This is a genomic window from Ruegeria sp. BG3, from assembly GCF_056538485.1.
The window spans coordinates 304,426-320,799 of the sequence record NZ_JBQFTE010000001.1 but is presented as its reverse complement, the minus strand read 5'-3'; the positions used below and the strand labels follow the sequence as shown (position 1 = coordinate 320,799).

General features: G+C 60.8%; 16 protein-coding genes. 7 read left to right on the top strand and 9 right to left on the bottom strand.

The window, feature by feature from the left end; all coding sequences use genetic code 11:
• Positions 1 to 75: 75 nt before the first annotated feature.
• Positions 76 to 1,056, top strand: coding sequence for a GlxA family transcriptional regulator (locus tag ACR0AI_RS01625; protein ID WP_480671157.1), 981 nt, complete (start codon positions 76 to 78; stop codon positions 1,054 to 1,056).
• A 71-nt stretch (positions 1,057 to 1,127) separates the two neighbouring features.
• Here ACR0AI_RS01625 and ACR0AI_RS01620 read toward each other — a convergent pair whose 3' ends face one another.
• Genes ACR0AI_RS01620 through ACR0AI_RS01610 form a run of 3 tightly spaced genes read right to left on the bottom strand, consistent with a single transcriptional unit; the run spans position 1,128 to position 4,138 of the window.
• On the bottom strand, positions 1,128 to 2,174 hold the full coding sequence (locus ACR0AI_RS01620; protein WP_480671158.1) for an aldo/keto reductase: 1,047 nt from the start codon (positions 2,172 to 2,174) through the stop codon (positions 1,128 to 1,130).
• A 34-nt stretch (positions 2,175 to 2,208) separates the two neighbouring features.
• Positions 2,209 to 2,667 carry a DNA polymerase III subunit chi gene (locus tag ACR0AI_RS01615; protein WP_480671159.1) on the bottom strand — a complete coding sequence of 153 codons (459 nt, stop codon included), beginning with the start codon at positions 2,665 to 2,667 and terminating at the stop codon, positions 2,209 to 2,211.
• Between the two features lie 4 nt (positions 2,668 to 2,671).
• Positions 2,672 to 4,138 carry a leucyl aminopeptidase gene (locus tag ACR0AI_RS01610; protein WP_480671160.1) on the bottom strand — a complete coding sequence of 489 codons (1,467 nt, stop codon included), beginning with the start codon at positions 4,136 to 4,138 and terminating at the stop codon, positions 2,672 to 2,674.
• Between the two features lie 229 nt (positions 4,139 to 4,367).
• Between ACR0AI_RS01610 and lptG the strand changes: the two genes are divergently transcribed.
• From lptG to rsmA, 5 genes are all read left to right on the top strand, one after another.
• Positions 4,368 to 5,468: an LPS export ABC transporter permease LptG gene (gene lptG / locus ACR0AI_RS01605; RefSeq protein ID WP_480671161.1), complete on the top strand. Its 1,101-nt coding sequence runs from the start codon at positions 4,368 to 4,370 to the stop codon at positions 5,466 to 5,468.
• Positions 5,468 to 7,630, top strand: a complete 2,163-nt coding sequence (locus tag ACR0AI_RS01600; protein ID WP_480671162.1) for an LPS-assembly protein LptD — start codon at positions 5,468 to 5,470, stop codon at positions 7,628 to 7,630. Before lptG ends, ACR0AI_RS01600 begins: the two co-directional genes overlap by 1 nt.
• Positions 7,621 to 8,874: a peptidylprolyl isomerase gene (locus ACR0AI_RS01595; protein WP_480671163.1), complete on the top strand. Its 1,254-nt coding sequence runs from the start codon at positions 7,621 to 7,623 to the stop codon at positions 8,872 to 8,874. The genes ACR0AI_RS01600 and ACR0AI_RS01595 overlap by 10 nt, the downstream gene beginning before the upstream one ends.
• A complete protein-coding gene (gene pdxA, locus ACR0AI_RS01590; RefSeq protein WP_480671164.1) occupies positions 8,871 to 9,836 on the top strand; it encodes a 4-hydroxythreonine-4-phosphate dehydrogenase PdxA in 966 nt (321 codons plus the stop codon). Before ACR0AI_RS01595 ends, pdxA begins: the two co-directional genes overlap by 4 nt.
• Positions 9,837 to 9,920: 84 nt before the next feature.
• Positions 9,921 to 10,763: a 16S rRNA (adenine(1518)-N(6)/adenine(1519)-N(6))-dimethyltransferase RsmA gene (rsmA, locus tag ACR0AI_RS01585; protein WP_480671165.1), complete on the top strand. Its 843-nt coding sequence runs from the start codon at positions 9,921 to 9,923 to the stop codon at positions 10,761 to 10,763.
• A 55-nt stretch (positions 10,764 to 10,818) separates the two neighbouring features.
• Here the strand turns inward: rsmA and ACR0AI_RS01580 are convergent, their stop codons facing one another.
• The 3 genes from ACR0AI_RS01580 to prfA all read right to left on the bottom strand — a co-directional run bounded on the left by ACR0AI_RS01580 (position 10,819) and on the right by prfA (position 13,539).
• Positions 10,819 to 11,400, bottom strand: coding sequence for a DUF4167 domain-containing protein (locus tag ACR0AI_RS01580; RefSeq protein WP_419738103.1), 582 nt, complete (start codon positions 11,398 to 11,400; stop codon positions 10,819 to 10,821).
• A 241-nt stretch (positions 11,401 to 11,641) separates the two neighbouring features.
• Entirely contained in the window at positions 11,642 to 12,487 is an 846-nt protein-coding gene (prmC, locus tag ACR0AI_RS01575) for a peptide chain release factor N(5)-glutamine methyltransferase (RefSeq protein ID WP_419738104.1), read from the bottom strand.
• Positions 12,484 to 13,539: a peptide chain release factor 1 gene (gene prfA, locus ACR0AI_RS01570; RefSeq protein ID WP_170373916.1), complete on the bottom strand. Its 1,056-nt coding sequence runs from the start codon at positions 13,537 to 13,539 to the stop codon at positions 12,484 to 12,486. The genes prmC and prfA overlap by 4 nt, the downstream gene beginning before the upstream one ends.
• A gap of 63 nt (positions 13,540 to 13,602) precedes the next feature.
• Here prfA and ACR0AI_RS01565 point away from each other — a divergent pair, with 63 nt between their 5' ends.
• On the top strand, positions 13,603 to 13,884 hold the full coding sequence (locus ACR0AI_RS01565; protein ID WP_170373917.1) for a hypothetical protein: 282 nt from the start codon (positions 13,603 to 13,605) through the stop codon (positions 13,882 to 13,884).
• 7 nt (positions 13,885 to 13,891) lie between these two features.
• Here ACR0AI_RS01565 and ACR0AI_RS01560 read toward each other — a convergent pair whose 3' ends face one another.
• The 3 genes from ACR0AI_RS01560 to speB (ACR0AI_RS01550) all read right to left on the bottom strand — a co-directional run bounded on the left by ACR0AI_RS01560 (position 13,892) and on the right by speB (ACR0AI_RS01550) (position 16,370).
• The gene (locus ACR0AI_RS01560) at positions 13,892 to 14,293 is read right to left on the bottom strand and encodes a DUF1499 domain-containing protein (protein WP_170688790.1); all 402 of its coding nucleotides are present in this window, start codon (positions 14,291 to 14,293) and stop codon (positions 13,892 to 13,894) included.
• A 65-nt stretch (positions 14,294 to 14,358) separates the two neighbouring features.
• Positions 14,359 to 15,306, bottom strand: coding sequence for an agmatinase (speB, locus tag ACR0AI_RS01555; RefSeq protein WP_480671166.1), 948 nt, complete (start codon positions 15,304 to 15,306; stop codon positions 14,359 to 14,361).
• 89 nt (positions 15,307 to 15,395) lie between these two features.
• Complete coding sequence (gene speB, locus ACR0AI_RS01550) at positions 15,396 to 16,370, bottom strand: agmatinase (protein ID WP_480671168.1); 975 nt, start codon at positions 16,368 to 16,370, stop codon at positions 15,396 to 15,398.
• Positions 16,371 to 16,374 lie beyond the last annotated feature (4 nt).

Below are 16,374 nucleotides of genomic sequence, written 5' to 3'. Positions count from 1 at the left end.
CGGATTCCGATTTGCGCAACCGCCGCCTCTGGCGCAGCCTTGTGGAAACACTTGTCAGAATGCGAATCGAACTTGATGAAATCCGCAAAAAACATACTGCAACCGGAACATCGCGCCCTGAAAACGGCGCTGTTGGTGCTGGATGAATGCAGCACACTCAGCCTCGCCTCGGCCGTAGATCCGATACGCGCCGCCAACCGTTTGGCCGATCGCCCGGCCTTTGATTGGGACTATGTGACCCCAACGGACGAGCCGGTCATGCTGACCAGTGCGCTCACCGTTCCCGGTATCCCGCTGGCCCGTCTGCAAAGCTGCGACCTGATGATTGTCGTCGCCGGATTTCAAATGGCCCGCCAGGCAACCCCCAGCCTGATCGCAGGATTGCGGCGCATCGCGGCCACGGGTGCCACCATGGCCGGAATAGACGGAGGGCCCTGGCTGCTGGCCGAGGCTGGTCTGCTCGATGGTCACACCGCGACCACCCATTGGGACGATCTCGACAGTTTCGCGCGCCGCTTTCCCAAGGTCGATGTTCAGGCAAACCGCTTTGCAATCTCCGAAAACCGACTGACCTCGGGCGGCGCGATCCCCGCGGTCGAGATGATGCTGCACATCATCGCCGCACGCCATGGTGCAGGTTTTGCCGCACGTGTCTCGAACCAGTTCCTGTACGAAGGCGCTCCGGCCCAAACCAAAACAGAGGCCCCCAAGGCGAACCACCACTCCGCGCTGACGTCCAAAGCCAATAGCCTGATGGAGGCCGCGCTCGACGATCCGCTGCCACTAGCCCATATCGCCGACAGATTGGGCACCAGCCCGCGCACCCTGCAGCAGCAGTTTCGCCTGCGCCTGAACACCACGCCGCAGGACCACTACCTGCAGCTGCGCATGGCCGAGGCCCGCCGTCTGGTCACCGATACCGACATGTCGCTGATGGACGTGGCCCAAGCCACCGGGTTCACCTCGCAATCCAGCTTCGCCCGCGCCTTTCGCACAGCCCACGGCCTGTCAGCCCGTGACCTCAGACAGGATAGCGCGCACCCCACCCATCACTGAACGGATCCGCTTCATCTGGCCAGAAATACCTCGGGGGAGGCGCGCGGCACGCGCGCCGGGGGCAGCGCCCCCTAATACGGCATCGGATGCGCTTTGTGCGCCGCCTCGATCTCGGACAGAACCTCATCGGACAAGCGCAGGTCGATACCAGACAGGATATGCTCCAACTGCGCCACTGTCGTCGCGCCAAAGATGGCTGACATCATGAACGGACGGGTCCGGCACCACGCCAGCGCCATCAATGTCGGGTCCAGCCCATGCCGCGCGGCAATCTGCAAATAGACGTCAACGGCATCAAAAACCCGCTCGGACTTGCGCCCCCCCAGCTCCGGCGTCAGTGACATGCGCGAGGCTTCCGGAATGGCACCGCCCTGATATTTGCCGGTCAGCAACCCAGTTCCCAAAGGCGAGAACGCCATCAGGCCCACGTCTTCATGAACGCTCAACTCGGCCATGTCCGTATCAAACAGCCGGCACAGCAGAGAGTATTCATTCTGAACCGACGCCACCCGTGGGGCGCCCATCTGCTCTGACAGACGCAGCCATTGCGCCGTACCCCAGGCACTTTCGTTGGACAGACCAAAAGCCCGGATATTGCCCTTGTCGACCTGAACCTGAAGCGCCTCCAGACACTCCTGCATATTCTCCAGCACTTCATCGGTGTTGTGCCCCTTCGGGGAGAACGTCCAATTCTGCCGGAACATATAGCTGCCGCGATTGGGCCAGTGAAACTGATAGAGGTCGATATAGTCGGTCTTCAAACGCTGCAGTGAGCCCTCGATGGCCTCGGGGATTGTCTGAGCGGTGATCGGCGCGCCATCGCGGACAAAGCGAAGCCCCTCACCCGAGTGCTTGGTGGCCAGAACATAATCCCCCCGACGCGCAGAATTGGCCGCATTCCAGTTGCCAAGGATTTCCTCGGTCCGGCCAATGGTTTCTTTGGCGACCGGGTTGACTGGGTACATCTCGGCGGCATCGACAAAATTGATCCCGGCTGCCAGCGCCACGTCCATCTGCGTATGCGCGCCTGCTTCCGAGGTTTGCGATCCGAATGTCATCGTCCCAAGACACAGATCAGACACCATGATCCCGGTGCGGCCCAAAGGCTTCATTTCCATTTGTCGCTCTCCTGATTTCCGCAACAGCCGCGCGCTAGGCTTCGGCTTTCTTTTCCCACCGGCCCGATTCCTCGGACCAGTATTGCGCTGAACACCCCGCGCCGGTCAGCGCTTTCCACTGGCCGCGCGCATGTTGAACGGCCTCCATGTCGTTGCCATCGAACAGAATGCAGACCCGGTCCAAAGCGGCGACCTCATCCGGGTCAACCGCCGCACCGTCCACCGCCATCACGCAGGTGGCATCATTTGCGGCCTGCATGTCCGAGGTCAGCAGAATCGGTTGCATCGCATCATGCGGCCCACCGACCCGTCCGTGCGGCAAGAACCCGTCCTCGGGTCCCAACCACAGTTTTTCATCAAGCCAGTCCAGCCGCGCAGGATCAGTCCCCCGCACGGCAATCTTCCACCCGGCCTTACGCGCCTTGTCCAGCAGGACCGGCAAAGTATGCTCCAGCGGCTGACGGGTCAGGTGATAGAAATAGACGGCCCCCATGGGTCTACTCGAAATTGTCCTGCACAAAGCGGCTCAGCGCGCGCACACCCCAGCCTGTGGCGCCTTTGGGAGCATAGGACGTCTCAGCCGCGACCGAGGCGACACCGGCGATGTCGAGATGAATCCAGGGCGTCTCTTCCTTGACAAAGCGTTGCAGGAACTGCGCCGCTGTGATCGAGCCAGCAGGCCGTCCGCCCACATTCTTCATATCCGCGATGCGTGACTTCAGCTGCTTGTCATAGGCCGCGCCCAACGGCAGCCGCCATGCGCCTTCGTCCTCAGCCTTGGCCGATTTCAGGAAGGCATCGCAGAAGGTATCGTTGTTCGAAAACACTCCTGCGTTCTCATGGCCAAGTCCGATGATGACCGCCCCGGTCAGGGTCGCCAGATCAATCATACCGACTGGAGAGAACCTCTCCTGCGCGTACCACATCGCGTCGCACAGAACCAAACGGCCCTCAGCGTCTGTGTTGATGATCTCGACCGTATCGCCCTTCATTGACTTAACCACATCACCCGGACGGGTCGCATTGCCCGAGGGCATGTTCTCGACCAGCCCCACAAGACCGACCACATTGGCCTTGGCCTTGCGCTTGGCCAACGCGCGCATAGTGCCAGCCACAACGCCCGCGCCGCCCATGTCCATGGTCATGTCTTCCATGCCACCCGCCGGTTTCAGCGAGATCCCCCCAGTGTCAAACACAACACCCTTCCCGACCAGAGCCAGAGGTGCATCATCCTTGTCGCCCCCGTTCCACTGCATCACCACAACTTTCGAGGGGCTGACCGAGCCTTGCCCAACGCTCAACAGTGTGCGCATGCCCAGTTCGGCCAGCTTGTCTTCCTCCAGCACCTCGACCTCGAGGCCCAGCGATTTCATCTCGTCCAGACGGTCGGCGAATTCGGTGGTGGTCAGGATGTTTGCAGGCTCATTCGTCAAGTCGCGGGTCATCCGAACACCATCGGCAACCGCATACATTGGGGCAAAGGCCGTCTCGGCCTCGCCATGCTTGCTGTGGCTGATCGTGACCGAACCTGTCGCATCGCTATCCTTGGTCTTGTGGACGTCGAAATCGTAGCTGCGCAAAGCGATGCCCATCGACAGATGTTCCACGCGCACCTGATTGCCCGCCATCACCAAAAGGTCTTTTCCGCCGGCCAATTTTGCCAATGCAGCACCCGCTTTGCGCGCCTCATCCACTTCAGGGCGGCGCGGCAGGACCACGATGTCCAATGCTTGCGCGGCCATACCAACCGGCCAGGCCAGCGAGATCACATCCCCGGTTTTCACCTTTTCGAACCGATCGCTTTCCACCAACCGAGCAACCGCTCCACGCGTCAGTTTGTTGGCACGTCGCACGGCGGGGCTCATCTTGCCATCCGCGGGAATGATGATTGCCACGCGCCCTTCCGCCTGCGCCATGGCATCCACGTCAAAAGCCTCAAAACGGATTGGTACCAGACTGCTCATAGCAAACTCCTCAAAATCTGTTCCCCAAGACCTAGCCCGCGCTGCGCGGCTTGACCAGATAGCAGTTTTCCCCGCACGCCATTTGCATTAAGGTCCTGCAAAAATAAACGGCAGGCTCGGGGGAGATCTAAGTGGCACCAAACGGCAGGCATTCGCTGTCGCGCATGATGACATGCATTGGCGATCCGGGCGTGAACCCCTGCGTTTCAAGCCCTGAGAGGGTCTTCCCGTGATCCTCGACCGCTATTTCGCGCGCCGCTTTCTTCAAAGCTTTCTGGTCATCGGCGGCATCTTTTTGACGCTGATGATTCTGATCGACCTAATCGAACAGCTGCGCCGCTTTGACGACTATGACCTGTCCGTCGGCCAACTGCTGGGTCTAACACTGCTGAACACACCTGCCGCGATCAGCGAGATGCTGCCCCTGCTGATCATCCTGTCCACCATCGCGCTGTTCGTTGGGCTGGCGCGCACCTCAGAACTGGTGGTGACCCGCGCCACCGGACGCTCGGGCCTGCGGGCACTGGTGGCCCCCGTCACCCTGGCCCTGATGATTGGAATTCTGGCCGTTGCGTTACTGAACCCGATCGCCGCCGCGACCTCGGAAGAGTTCGAGCGCTTATCGGACGCCTATCGCGACGATGGTAGCTCTGCCCTGTCGATAAGCCGCGAGGGCCTTTGGTTGCGCCAAAGCTCGGACAATGGCCAATCGGTGATCCACGCCAGGGGTACATCGAACGGGGATACTCTGGGTCTTGACGATGTGACCATCATCACCTTCTCGGGCGACGGAAAGCCGAACCAGCAGATCGTGGCCGAACGCGCCGAGCTGACCAACGGAACCTGGGTTTTGACCGACGCCAAACTCTGGCCACTGCGGGACGACTTGAACCCTGAAACAAACGCTGTTTCGCATGAACGTCTTGAGCTTCCGACCACACTGACCCGGGAACGCATTCTGGATACGCTGGGTAAGCAGGACTCGGTCTCGGTCTATGATCTGCCCAAACTGATCCGCGATTTAGGTGAGGCCGGGTTTTCGACCAAGCAATATGAGGTCTGGCTGCATGTCCAACTTGCCCGGCCGCTGTTTCTGGTCGCCATGGTCCTGATCGGAGCGGCCTTCACCATGCGCCATGTGCGCTTTGGTGGAACCGGTGTGGCGGTGCTGACTGCTGTTCTGTTGGGCTTTGCGATCTATTTCGTGCGCAACTTCGCGCAGATTCTGGGCGAAAACGGCCAGCTTCCGATCTACGTCGCCGCCTGGGCACCGCCCTTTGCGGCGATCCTGCTCTCGCTTGGCCTGTTGCTGCACGCGGAGGACGGCTGATGCGAGGTTTTATGCCGTTTGCAGCGACCAGCCTGCTGGCCCTGACCCTACCCTTTGGCCTGGCCGCACAAAATCTGACCGACCCGACCGTCACCCAAAGCCCAGCCCAAGAGGAAGAACCGGCGCTGCTTGTGGCCGACAAGATCTTTATCACGCCCGAACGCAAGCTGGTGGCCGAGGGCAATGTCGAAGCGTTTCAGGGCAACGTCAAACTCAGCGCCAATCGCATCGTCTATGACCGCGAAACCGGAGAGCTGACGCTCGATGGCCCGGTCCGCATTGATCAAGGCGGGCAATCGACTATCCTGGCGGATTCGGCACAGCTGGACAACGGGCTACAGAACGGCCTGTTGGTGGGCGCGCGGATGGTGTTCGAGCAGCAGGTACAAATTGCATCCGTTCAGGCCCGCCGCGCCGGAGGGCGCTACACGCAATTCAGCAAGATCGCCGCAACCTCGTGCCATGTCTGCACCGATGGCCGTCCGCCTCTGTGGCAGATCCGGGCGCGTAAGGTCACGCATGACTCGCTCGAGCGGCAGCTTTACTTTGAGGGAGCGCAGCTGCGGGTGCTGGACGTTCCCGTCTTCTACTTCCCCTATCTGCGCCTGCCCGACCCGACTCTGGAGCGTGCGACCGGTTTTCTGGTGCCGTCCATTCGCACCACCTCGCAGCTTGGAACCGGGGTTCAGGTGCCGTATTTCTTTAAAATTGGCGACCACAAGGACCTGACCCTTACGCCCTATCTCTCGTCCAAAACCACGACGCTTGGCTATCGCTATCGACAGGCTTTCGTGAATGGCCGGATCGAGATCAACGGCGCGCAGACCCGGGACGACATTCAACCGGATCAGGATCGCGGTTATCTGTTCGCCGAAGGCTGGTTCGACTTTAAAAATGACTATCGCTTTACCTTCGATCTGCAGACGACCTCGGATGATTCCTATCTGGCCGACTACGGTCTGCCCGATTTGGACCGCCTCCGCAGCGAAGTTGCGCTGGAACGGATCAAGCGCGACACGGCGTTCCGGACCAGCTTTATTCACTACAAAACGCTGCGTGACAGCGAAGATCAGGATGAAATCCCCTCGCGCATTTTCGATCTGAACTTCCAAAAGCGCTATTTCCCAACCTCCGTCGGCGGAGAGGTTCGGGTAAACGTCATCGCCCACGCGCATGAGCGCACCAGCGATGAGGACGTGGTCGGACGCGACGTGGCGCGCACAACCTTTGACGCCGAATGGCTGCGCAGCTGGACCTTTGCCACCGGATTGCGGGCTGATGCGTTGTTCGGTGCCTCCATTGACGCGTTCAACATCCGCCACGACAGCAATTTCCCCACGCAAGCCACCCGGACGACCCCTCGGGCCGCCCTGACCTTGCGCTATCCGATGACACGCCGCGAAAAATCCGGCGCGACGCAGTTTCTGGAACCCATCGTTCAGTTCGGCTGGACCAATGTTTCCGACAATGATGTGCCGATCGACGAAAGCACGTTTCAGGAATTCGACGAAGGCAACCTACTGTCTCTGTCGCGCTTTCCGGCCGAGGATCGCCGCGAGGATGGCGCAACCGCCGCTGTCGGCGTCAACTGGGCGCGCTATGGTCGCGGAGGCTGGCAGGCGCTTGCCACGGTGGGCCAAGTATTTCGTGCGGATGCCGATCCGGATTTCACTCTGACTTCGGGACTGCAGGGCACATCGTCCGATATCCTGCTGGCCGGTCAGCTCAAAACCGCCAATGGCTGGTCTTTGGCCGGGCGCGGAATTCTGAACGGCGACCTGAGTTTTGCCAAGGCCGAGCTGCGTGGAGAGTGGGCGAAAGAAGGTTCAGCCTTCACCGGCAGCTATATCTGGCTGGAACCCGACCCGGCTGAAAACATCGAAGAGGAGGTCTCTGAGGTCTGGCTGCGCGGGCGCTATCAGTTCGACCAGAACTGGCTGACCCGGGCCGAGGCACGCTATGATCTCAACGAATCCGAACCCATTCGCCTGGGCCTCGGCGTGACCTACCAGAACGAATGCGTTCGGGTTAACATGTCCGTAAGGCGTCGCTTTACTTCAACATCAACTATTGAGCCTTCGACCGAATTCGGCTTTACCGTATCCTTGACAGGATACGCCCTCGAAGGCGCTGGTAACACTTACAAGAGAACATGCAGTTGATTCCAACTTTCTCACGGTTTCTTCGTTCCGATTCGATCCGGCTGGTACTTCCGGCCCTGGCCGCTACGATTCTGACCTTCACTGCGCCCCAGACGTTTGCGCAAAGCCTGTTTTCGCCTGCAATCCGGGTCAATCAGGACGTGGTCACTTGGTATGAGTTAGAGCAACGTCAGCAATTCGTAAACGCACTCGGCATCTCTGGCGGGTCCGAGGCCGAGGTTCGGCAGGCCCTGATCGACGACCGCCTGCGCAAACAAGCCGTGCGCGAAGCTGGGATCGAGGTCCCGCCCGAGGCGATTCAGGCGGGTGTCGATGAATTCGCGGCCCGCGGGCGCCTCAGCACCGAGCAGTTCCTGCAATTGCTGGCCAACGAAGGCGTCGATCCGGAAACAGTCCGCGATTTCGTCGCCGATCAGCTAACATGGCGCAACTATATCAGCGCGCGCTTTCTGTCTCAGGCCAACCCCTCCGAGGAAGAGATCAACCGTGCCCTGGGTCAGGGCGGCGGTGGCGGACTTCAGGTCTTGTTGTCTGAAATCATCATTCCTGTAAACCAGCAGACCCTCGCCCAGACCGAGCTTCTCGCTGAAGAAATCGCCAATCTCGAAGGGTTTGACGCATTTTCAGCAGCGGCGGCGCAATACTCGGCTGCAGAAACCCGCAGCAATGGCGGCCGCCTCGACTGGCTGAACCTGTCTGGCCTGCCCCCAGCTCTCCAGCCCGTGGTTCTTGGCTTGAAGAATGGTGAGATCACCAGCCCGATCGCCCTGCCCAACGCCATCGCTCTGTTCCAGATGCGCGGCTTACGTGAAGTTGCAACCGGCACGCCGTCTTACTCCAAGATAGACTACGCCATCTACTACATGGCCGGAGGCCGTAGCGCCGAGACTTTGGCAGCCGCTGCAAAACTTCGCGAAGAGATCGACACCTGTGACGATCTCTATGGCATCGCGCAGGAGCAACCCGCCGAAGTGCTGGAACGCGTCGAAGCCGCCCCCTCCGAAATCTCGCGCGACATAGCGATCGAACTGGCCAAGCTAGACCCGAACGACGTCTCGACCACGCTGACACGCAACAACGGCCAAACGCTGATGTTCCTGATGCTATGCAACCGCACACGCAATCTGGGTGAAAATACCTCGCGCGCGGATGTGGCGAATGCGCTGACGCAACAGCGCCTGCAAGCCTTTGCTGACAGCCTGTTGGAACAATTGCGCGCCGACGCCAGCATCATCGAACAATGAGCGCGCCCATCGCGCTCAGCTGCGGCGATCCGGCGGGCATAGGCCCCGAGATCGCCGCCAAAGCATGGGCGGAATTGCGCGACGCCTGTCCCTTTTTCTACATAGGCGACGTCGCGCACCTGCCGTCAGACACACAAGCCAAGCTGATCAGCGATCCGGTCGAGGCCATCTCGGTTTCCCAAACCGCGCTACCAGTTTTGCAGCTGAACTTCCCAGCCCCCAACACGCCCGGCCAACCCACGCCAGCCAATGCGCCATCGGTCATTGATGCCATCGAACAGGGCGTTTCCCTTGTGCAATCCGGCGCGGCCTCGGCCCTGTGTACGGCCCCGATCCACAAAAAGGCGCTCATCGACGGGGCCGGTTTCTCCTACCCTGGCCACACCGAATTTCTGGCGGCTCTGGCGGGCCGTGAACGGGTGGTGATGATGCTGGCCAGCGATCAGCTTCGGGTCGTGCCCGCGACCATTCACATCCCCCTCTCCCGTGTCCCGCAAGAACTGACCCCGGCCCTGCTGCACGACACGATCGAGATCACCGCCACCGCCCTGCACTCCCAGTTCGGCATTGAGGCCCCGCGCATCGCCGTGGCCGGTCTGAACCCCCATGCGGGCGAAGGCGGCAAAATGGGAACCGAGGAGCTGGACTGGATCGCGCCGATGCTGGCGAACCTGCAGCCTGAGGGCTACAGCGTCACCGGCCCACATCCCGCCGACACGATGTTTCATGTCGCCGCGCGCAGCCGCTATGATGCAGCCATCGCGATGTATCACGATCAAGCCCTGATCCCGATCAAAACGCTGGATTTCGACCGGGGCGTGAATGTCACCCTCGGCCTGCCCTTCATACGCACCTCGCCCGATCATGGCACGGCGCTGGATATCGCAGGGCAAGGCATCGCCAATCCAACCAGCCTGATCGAAGCGCTGAAACTCGCGCAGAAGATGGCACAAAGCGCTTGATCCTTCACTTGGCTGGAAATATCCCCGCCGGAGGCAAAAAATCACTGGCGCTGACACCCCCAAGCGCGTCACGGTAACCGGATCATGAGCGCTATCGACACCCTCCCCCCCCTGCGTGAGGTCATCGCGACCCACCAGCTATCCGCCCGAAAATCGCTGGGCCAGAACTTTCTGCTCGACCTGAACCTGACCGCCAAGATCGCGCGTCAGGCCGGAGACCTCAGCACTTGTGACGTTCTGGAAATCGGCCCCGGCCCCGGAGGGCTGACCCGTGGGTTGCTATCTGAGGGCGCGCGCAAGGTCGTGGCGGTGGAAAAAGACACCCGCTGTATCGCTGCCCTAAATGACATCGCCGCCGCCTATCCGGGCCAGTTGGAGGTGCTCAACGGCGACGCGCTGGAAATCAACCCGCTGGAACACCTGACCCCGCCCATCCGCGTCGCGGCCAATCTACCCTACAATGTCGGCACCGAGTTGCTGGTGCGCTGGCTGACCCCGCCGGAATGGCCGCCCTTCTGGCAAAGCCTGACGCTCATGTTCCAGCGCGAAGTGGCCGAGCGGATCGTCGCCCAACCCGGAAGCAAAGCCTATGGTCGCCTTGCGATTCTGGCTCAATGGCGCGCCGAAGCACGTATCGCCATGTCTCTGCCCCCCGGTGCGTTCACCCCGCCGCCCAAAGTCTCCAGCGCAGTGGTTCACCTGACCGCCCTGCCCGAGCCGCGCTATCCAGCCGACGCCAGCACCCTATCGCGCGTCGTTGCCGCCGCCTTCAATCAACGCCGCAAAATGCTGCGTGCCTCATTGAAAGGTGTGGCGCCTGATATCGAAGATCGCCTGATCGCAGCCGGCATCAAGCCCACCGATCGGGCCGAGCAGGTCCCGCTTGAGGCCTTCTGCGCCCTCGCCCGCGAAGTTAAAAAAACCTAGGCCCAACGAAAAAGCCCCGGATAAAACCGGGGCTTTCTTCGTATCAGTGTCCGGCTTACTCCGCCGCTTCGGGCGCGTCCCCATCGGTTTTTGGCGCTTCCTCAGCCGTAGGTGCAGCTTTGGGCTTGCGCGGCGCACGCGGTTTGCGCGCGGGCTTTTCTTTCTTCTCAGGGGCCTGAGTACCTTTGTCTTTGCTCTCAGGGGTCTCGACCAACCCGCTTTCCGGCGCAGGTTCAGGCGCGCTGAAATCCATCACATCAGGCTGGGGCGCCTCGGCCGGGTCGGCCTGACGGGCGGCTTCACGCTCCTGACGTTCGGCGCGTTCACGGTCGCGCTCGGCCTGACGTTCGCGGTTCTGGCGCTCCTGCTCTTCGCGGCGCGCTTCAATCTCGCGCTGCGCCTCGCTCAGCATCCGCAGATAGTGTTCGGCATGCTGCTGAAAGTTCTCAGCCGCGACACGGTCGTTGGACAGCTGTGCGTCGCGCGCAAGCTGGTTGTATTTGTCAATGATCTGCTGCGGTGTGCCACGCACCTTACCCTCGGGGCCCGAGCTGTCGAACACACGGTTGACGACGTTGCCGCCAGAAGGACGATTGCGGTTATTTTTGGCCCGCGAGCGGGATTTGGAAGATCTCATCTTACTTTACGTCAGCCTTATCAATTCGCTGCCGATCAACCCGTACCTTACGCTGCTCAGAGGCCTGTCCCGTAACGTGTCATCGGCTTTTTTGGGCTTGGCGTCAGGGGCGCGCTGAAGCAGCGTCAACCTCTCCGACCATTCCTGAGTAAACATGTCCTGCCGCCTCAGACAAGAGGTTTCTGGGATATTTCGCAGCTTTTTTACAAAGACCGGCGCTTTTCGGCCTCTAACGCTGCGTTCAACCCGGGATTCTGCCCAAAACAACACGGTCTCGCCCGTCCAGATCGGGGATGACGCGGATATCCGACAAGCCAGCGGCACCGAACAAAGCCGACACGTCCTTGGCCTGTGTCGGTCCGATTTCTACCAGCAAGCGCCCGCCCGCCATCAAGAAATCAGGTGCACCCGCCGCGATCCGGCGATAGGCGTCCAGCCCGTCCCCTTCATCGGTCAAAGCCATGCGAGGTTCATGCTCGCGCACTTCGGGCGACAGGTCCTGCATTTCTGACAGCGCGATATAGGGCGGGTTCGAGACGATGAGGTCAAACTGCCCCTCAATCCGATCGAACCAATCCGAGCGCACAATCTCGGCCCGGTCCTGCACATTATGCTCAACCGCGTTGGCGCTGGCCTGCAAACAGGCCGCTTCGCTCAGATCTGCCCCCAGGCCCGTAGCACTGGCGCGCTCGGCCAGCAGCGTCACCAGAATACAGCCCGAGCCGACCCCAAGGTCCAGAACATGGTCAAACGGCTCGCTCAGCGCGGCTTCGATCAGCGTTTCTGTCTCGGGGCGCGGGTCCAGCACATCGCGGCTGACGCGGAAATTGCGACCGTAGAACTCCCGCTCTCCCAACAGATGCGACACAGGCACCCGGATCGCGCGCAGCGACACCAGTTGCTCATAGCGTTCGGCAATGTCGGGCGACAGTTCCTCGGGTGCGATCAGAGTGACGCGGCTGGCCTCGATTCGGGCCGCGTGCGCCAACAGAACTCGCGCGTCACGTGCCGGGTCATTGACACCGGCAGCGCGCAGGCGGGCTGTTGCGGCAGCCATCGCCTTGGCGGCGGTCAGGGCCGCAATCATTGCGCCATCTCGGCCAGCAGCCGGGCCTGATCATCTGCGGTCAGGGCGTCGATCACCTCATCCAGATCGCCCTGCATGACCTGATCCAGCTTGTAGAGCGTCAGGTTGATGCGATGATCCGTCATCCGGCCTTGCGGGAAGTTGTAGGTCCGTATCCGCTCAGACCGATCGCCCGAGCCCACCTGACTGGCCCGATCCGCCGAGCGTTCGCTGTCGATCCGCTGACGTTCCAGATCATAGAGGCGTGTTTTCAGCACCTGCATCGCGATCTCGCGGTTGCGGTGTTGCGACTTCTCGGAGCTGGTCACCACAAGACCGGTCGGCAAGTGGGTAATCCGCACGGCCGAGTCGGTGGTGTTCACATGCTGCCCTCCGGCGCCGGACGACCGCATCGTATCAATGCGAATGTCATTGGCGTCGATTTGGATGTCAACATCCTCAGCCTCGGGCAGAACCGCGACCGTTGCAGCCGAGGTGTGAATCCGCCCCCCGCTTTCGGTTTCGGGCACGCGTTGCACCCGATGCACGCCGGATTCGTATTTCATCCGCGCAAAGACATTGTCGCCTTTGATATGGGCGACGACCTCTTTGATGCCGCCAAGGTCCGAGGCCTGTTCTTCGATGATCTCGAACCGCCATCCCCGTGCTTCGGCATAGCGTTGGTACATGCGCAGCAGGTCCCCAGCGAACAACGCCGCTTCATCCCCGCCGGTGCCGGGACGGATTTCCAGCATGGCCGGTCGCGCATCCGCTGCGTCCTTGGGCAGCAGCGCCAGTTGCAGCGCATGTTCGGCCTCGGGGATACGGGACTGAAGCTGGGGGATTTCCTCCTCGGCCAGTTCCTTCATATCCGGGTCGGCTAGCATCGCTTCGGCCTCGGCCAAGTCCGAGACCAACTGACGCCAGGACAGGATCTGATCGACCACCGGTTTAAGGTCGGAATACTCTTTGGCTAGGGTCGCGATATCCCCGCCCGAGGCGCCATCGGCCATGGCGGCTTCGAGGTATTGGAATCGCTGGGTTATCTGCTCAAGGCGTTCTTCGGGGATCATCCGGCGGGTGTCTCTTAATCTGGGGCTTTGGTCAAGGGCCAGCCTTGTGCTAAGGTTCCCGGCATGAAGGGGTTGGTTTTCATTTTATCGCTGTTCGCACTACCTGCCATGGCCGACTATGTTGGGCCGGATGGCAAGGTTCGCGATTGCTATTGCACCGACAAGTCGGGCTCGCGGATCGAGTTGGGACAAATGATCTGCCTGCAGGTCGATGGCCGGATTTTCACCGCGCAATGCCAGATGTCATTGAATGTGCCGATGTGGCGTGAGGTCCAGGAAGGGTGTTTGTCGTCAGATTTGGACTGGCCCGATCTGGATCAGACCCTCAAGACATCCGCGTCCTGAACGCCGCCTACATCTGCGCCAGCCACCCATCAACGCGGGCCTTGTTCACCCCGAAATCCTTGCGGCCAAAGCGCAAGCGGCCATGGATACGCAGCACGTCTCCGTCCTGCTGGACCGTGGTGTAGTCGGGAAAGCCGATGATCTTAGTGCGGGTGATATAGGTGATCTGCCCCTCACTCACCGATCCAGCCAAAACGATTGTGCGCGGCGCGTTGCGAGCAATGGCATCCAGCCTCGCAAGCCCCTCTGGCCCTGTTTCGACCACGCGCAGTACGCCACCTTGCAGATCCTGGTTGGTCTCGGCCCGAGGGGCAATGTGCCAGTCCGCCGGATCGGAGGGCGCAAGCCGGATGTAGGCTCCCAATGCGATCACCACACCAACAACACCCAAAATCAGCATGCGTTTCATTCCGTCTCTGTCCTTTTCCTGAACCCTATGCGGAACAGGTGCCGTTTCAAGGCGAACCCGGTCAGCTACCGTGACGTCACACCGGGCAGGATGCAAAGAATTTCGAACAGAAGATTGGCGGCCGTAAGGGCCGTGTTCCCCGACGGGTCGTAGGGCGGAGAGACCTCCACCAGATCGCAGCCCACCACATTCACCCCTTGCAGCGCGTGGATCAATTGCAGCGCTTGCGGGGTTGTCAGCCCTCCGATCTCGGGCGTGCCGGTGCCGGGGGCGTAGGCCGGATCCAGACTGTCGATGTCATAGGTGATATAGACCGGATGATCGCCGACCGTCTTGCGGATTTGCGAGCCGATCTGCGTAAGGTTCTGCTGCCACAACTCCCACGCGGGGAATTGCTGGAAGCCCCAGCCTTGCGCCTCGGTGAAATCGGTTGAGGCATAGCCCGAGCCGCGAATGCCGATCTGAAAGGTCTTGTCGGGGACGATCAGCTTTTCCTCATAGGCGCGGCGGAAGACGGTGCCATGGGTCTCACGCTCGCCAAACATCTCGTCGTTTACATCCGCATGGGCATCCACATGCACCAGGGCGACCGGCCCGTGTTTCGCCGCAATCGCGCGCAGGATCGGCAGGGTGATGGAGTGATCTCCGCCCATCGCCACAGGGACCACATTCTGCGCGAGGATACCGTCATAGCTGTCCTTGATGATCTTGAGGCTTTCCGACAGCGAAAACGTATTGATCGCCAGATCGCCGATATCGGCAATCTGCAACGTATCGAAAGGGGCTGCCGATGTAGCCATATTATAGGGCCGGATCATCGCGCTTTCGCTGCGGATTTGCTTGGGTCCGAACCGCGTGCCCGACCGCCACGAGGTGCCGATATCCATCGGTATTCCCAACAGCGCCACGTCCAGCCCCGCCAGCGAAGTCGACTGCGGCAGCCGCATGAACGTGTTCGGCCCGGAGAACCGCGCCAGATCATTTCCGCTGATCGGTTGATTAAATTCAGTCATTTGCAGTTGGTTCCCATCCCATCAGATCACGTTTCTCAGCACATACCGGAAACTTGGCTAACCATTGGTTAACGCGCTTCGATCCCCGTTTACTTTTTCTCTGCGATCAGCCGGTTCCACCCCAGCAGGCAGATGATTTGCGTGGCCACATGCGCGCCTGCAATCGCCGTCGCCCCAGATGTGTCATAGGGCGGGGAGACCTCGACCACATCTCCGCCCTTGATGTTGATCCCGGCAATGTCGCGCAGAATGATCTGCGCCTGAATCGAGGACAAACCGCCCCAAACCGGCGTCCCGGTCCCCGGCGCAAAGGCTGGGTCCAGACCGTCGATATCGAAGCTCAGATAGACAGGTCGGTCGCCGAGTATGGATTTGATCTTCTGCGCCACGGCAGCGGGGCCGGATTCGTAGACCTCGCGCGCGTCGATGATGTTGACGCCCAGCGTATCCTCGTTGCTGGTGCGAATACCCACCTGAACCGAGCGCTTCGGGTCCACGATCCCCGATTTCACCGCTTTGTAGAACATGGTCCCGTGATCGACGCGGGACATATCATCGTCCGCCCAGGTGTCCGTATGCGCATCGAATTGCAGCAAGGACATCGGGCCGTATTTCTCGGCATAAGCTTTCAGGATCGGAAAACTGATATAGTGATCGCCGCCTAAGGTGACCGAGGCCACGTCAGCCGCCAGAATCGTGCGGATATGATCGGTCAGCGTATCCGGAAAGGCCGGGATATTGGCGTAGTCATAGGCCATATCGCCATAGTCAACGATCGCCAGCTCGCTCAACGCGTCAAAGGGCCAACCGTATGGTGCATCGGGGGATTGCAGCGCACTCGCCTCGCGGATCGCGCGGGGGCCGAGCCTTGTGCCGGGGCGGTTCGTCACCGCCTGATCGAACGGCACGCCGGTGACAGCGATATCCACACCCTTCAAGTCCTTGGTGTAAAGCCGTCGCAGGAACGAGGTCGCGCCGCCAAAGGTGTTCTCATAGGACAGGCCCTTGAGGTCGGGGTTGGTAAAGGCCTCATCGACCTGATGCTTTGCGTCTTCCAGTGCCATGTCT

Excerpts from the sequence above, each read along its gene's own strand:
- prfA (WP_170373916.1), bottom strand. The coding sequence starts at position 13,539 with ATGATCCCCGAAGAACGCCTTGAGCAGATAACCCAGCGATTCCAATAC.
- ACR0AI_RS01565 (WP_170373917.1), top strand. The coding sequence starts at position 13,603 with ATGAAGGGGTTGGTTTTCATTTTATCGCTGTTCGCACTACCTGCCATG.
- speB (WP_480671168.1), bottom strand. The coding sequence starts at position 16,370 with ATGGCACTGGAAGACGCAAAGCATCAGGTCGATGAGGCCTTTACCAAC.
- ACR0AI_RS01560 (WP_170688790.1), bottom strand. The coding sequence starts at position 14,293 with ATGAAACGCATGCTGATTTTGGGTGTTGTTGGTGTGGTGATCGCATTG.
- ACR0AI_RS01610 (WP_480671160.1), bottom strand. The coding sequence starts at position 4,138 with ATGAGCAGTCTGGTACCAATCCGTTTTGAGGCTTTTGACGTGGATGCC.
- ACR0AI_RS01620 (WP_480671158.1), bottom strand. The coding sequence starts at position 2,174 with ATGGAAATGAAGCCTTTGGGCCGCACCGGGATCATGGTGTCTGATCTG.
- speB (WP_480671166.1), bottom strand. The coding sequence starts at position 15,306 with ATGACTGAATTTAATCAACCGATCAGCGGAAATGATCTGGCGCGGTTC.
- pdxA (WP_480671164.1), top strand. The coding sequence starts at position 8,871 with ATGAGCGCGCCCATCGCGCTCAGCTGCGGCGATCCGGCGGGCATAGGC.
- ACR0AI_RS01595 (WP_480671163.1), top strand. The coding sequence starts at position 7,621 with ATGCAGTTGATTCCAACTTTCTCACGGTTTCTTCGTTCCGATTCGATC.
- prmC (WP_419738104.1), bottom strand. The coding sequence starts at position 12,487 with ATGATTGCGGCCCTGACCGCCGCCAAGGCGATGGCTGCCGCAACAGCC.
- ACR0AI_RS01625 (WP_480671157.1), top strand. The coding sequence starts at position 76 with ATGAAATCCGCAAAAAACATACTGCAACCGGAACATCGCGCCCTGAAA.
- ACR0AI_RS01615 (WP_480671159.1), bottom strand. The coding sequence starts at position 2,667 with ATGGGGGCCGTCTATTTCTATCACCTGACCCGTCAGCCGCTGGAGCAT.
- ACR0AI_RS01600 (WP_480671162.1), top strand. The coding sequence starts at position 5,468 with ATGCGAGGTTTTATGCCGTTTGCAGCGACCAGCCTGCTGGCCCTGACC.
- ACR0AI_RS01580 (WP_419738103.1), bottom strand. The coding sequence starts at position 11,400 with ATGAGATCTTCCAAATCCCGCTCGCGGGCCAAAAATAACCGCAATCGT.
- rsmA (WP_480671165.1), top strand. The coding sequence starts at position 9,921 with ATGAGCGCTATCGACACCCTCCCCCCCCTGCGTGAGGTCATCGCGACC.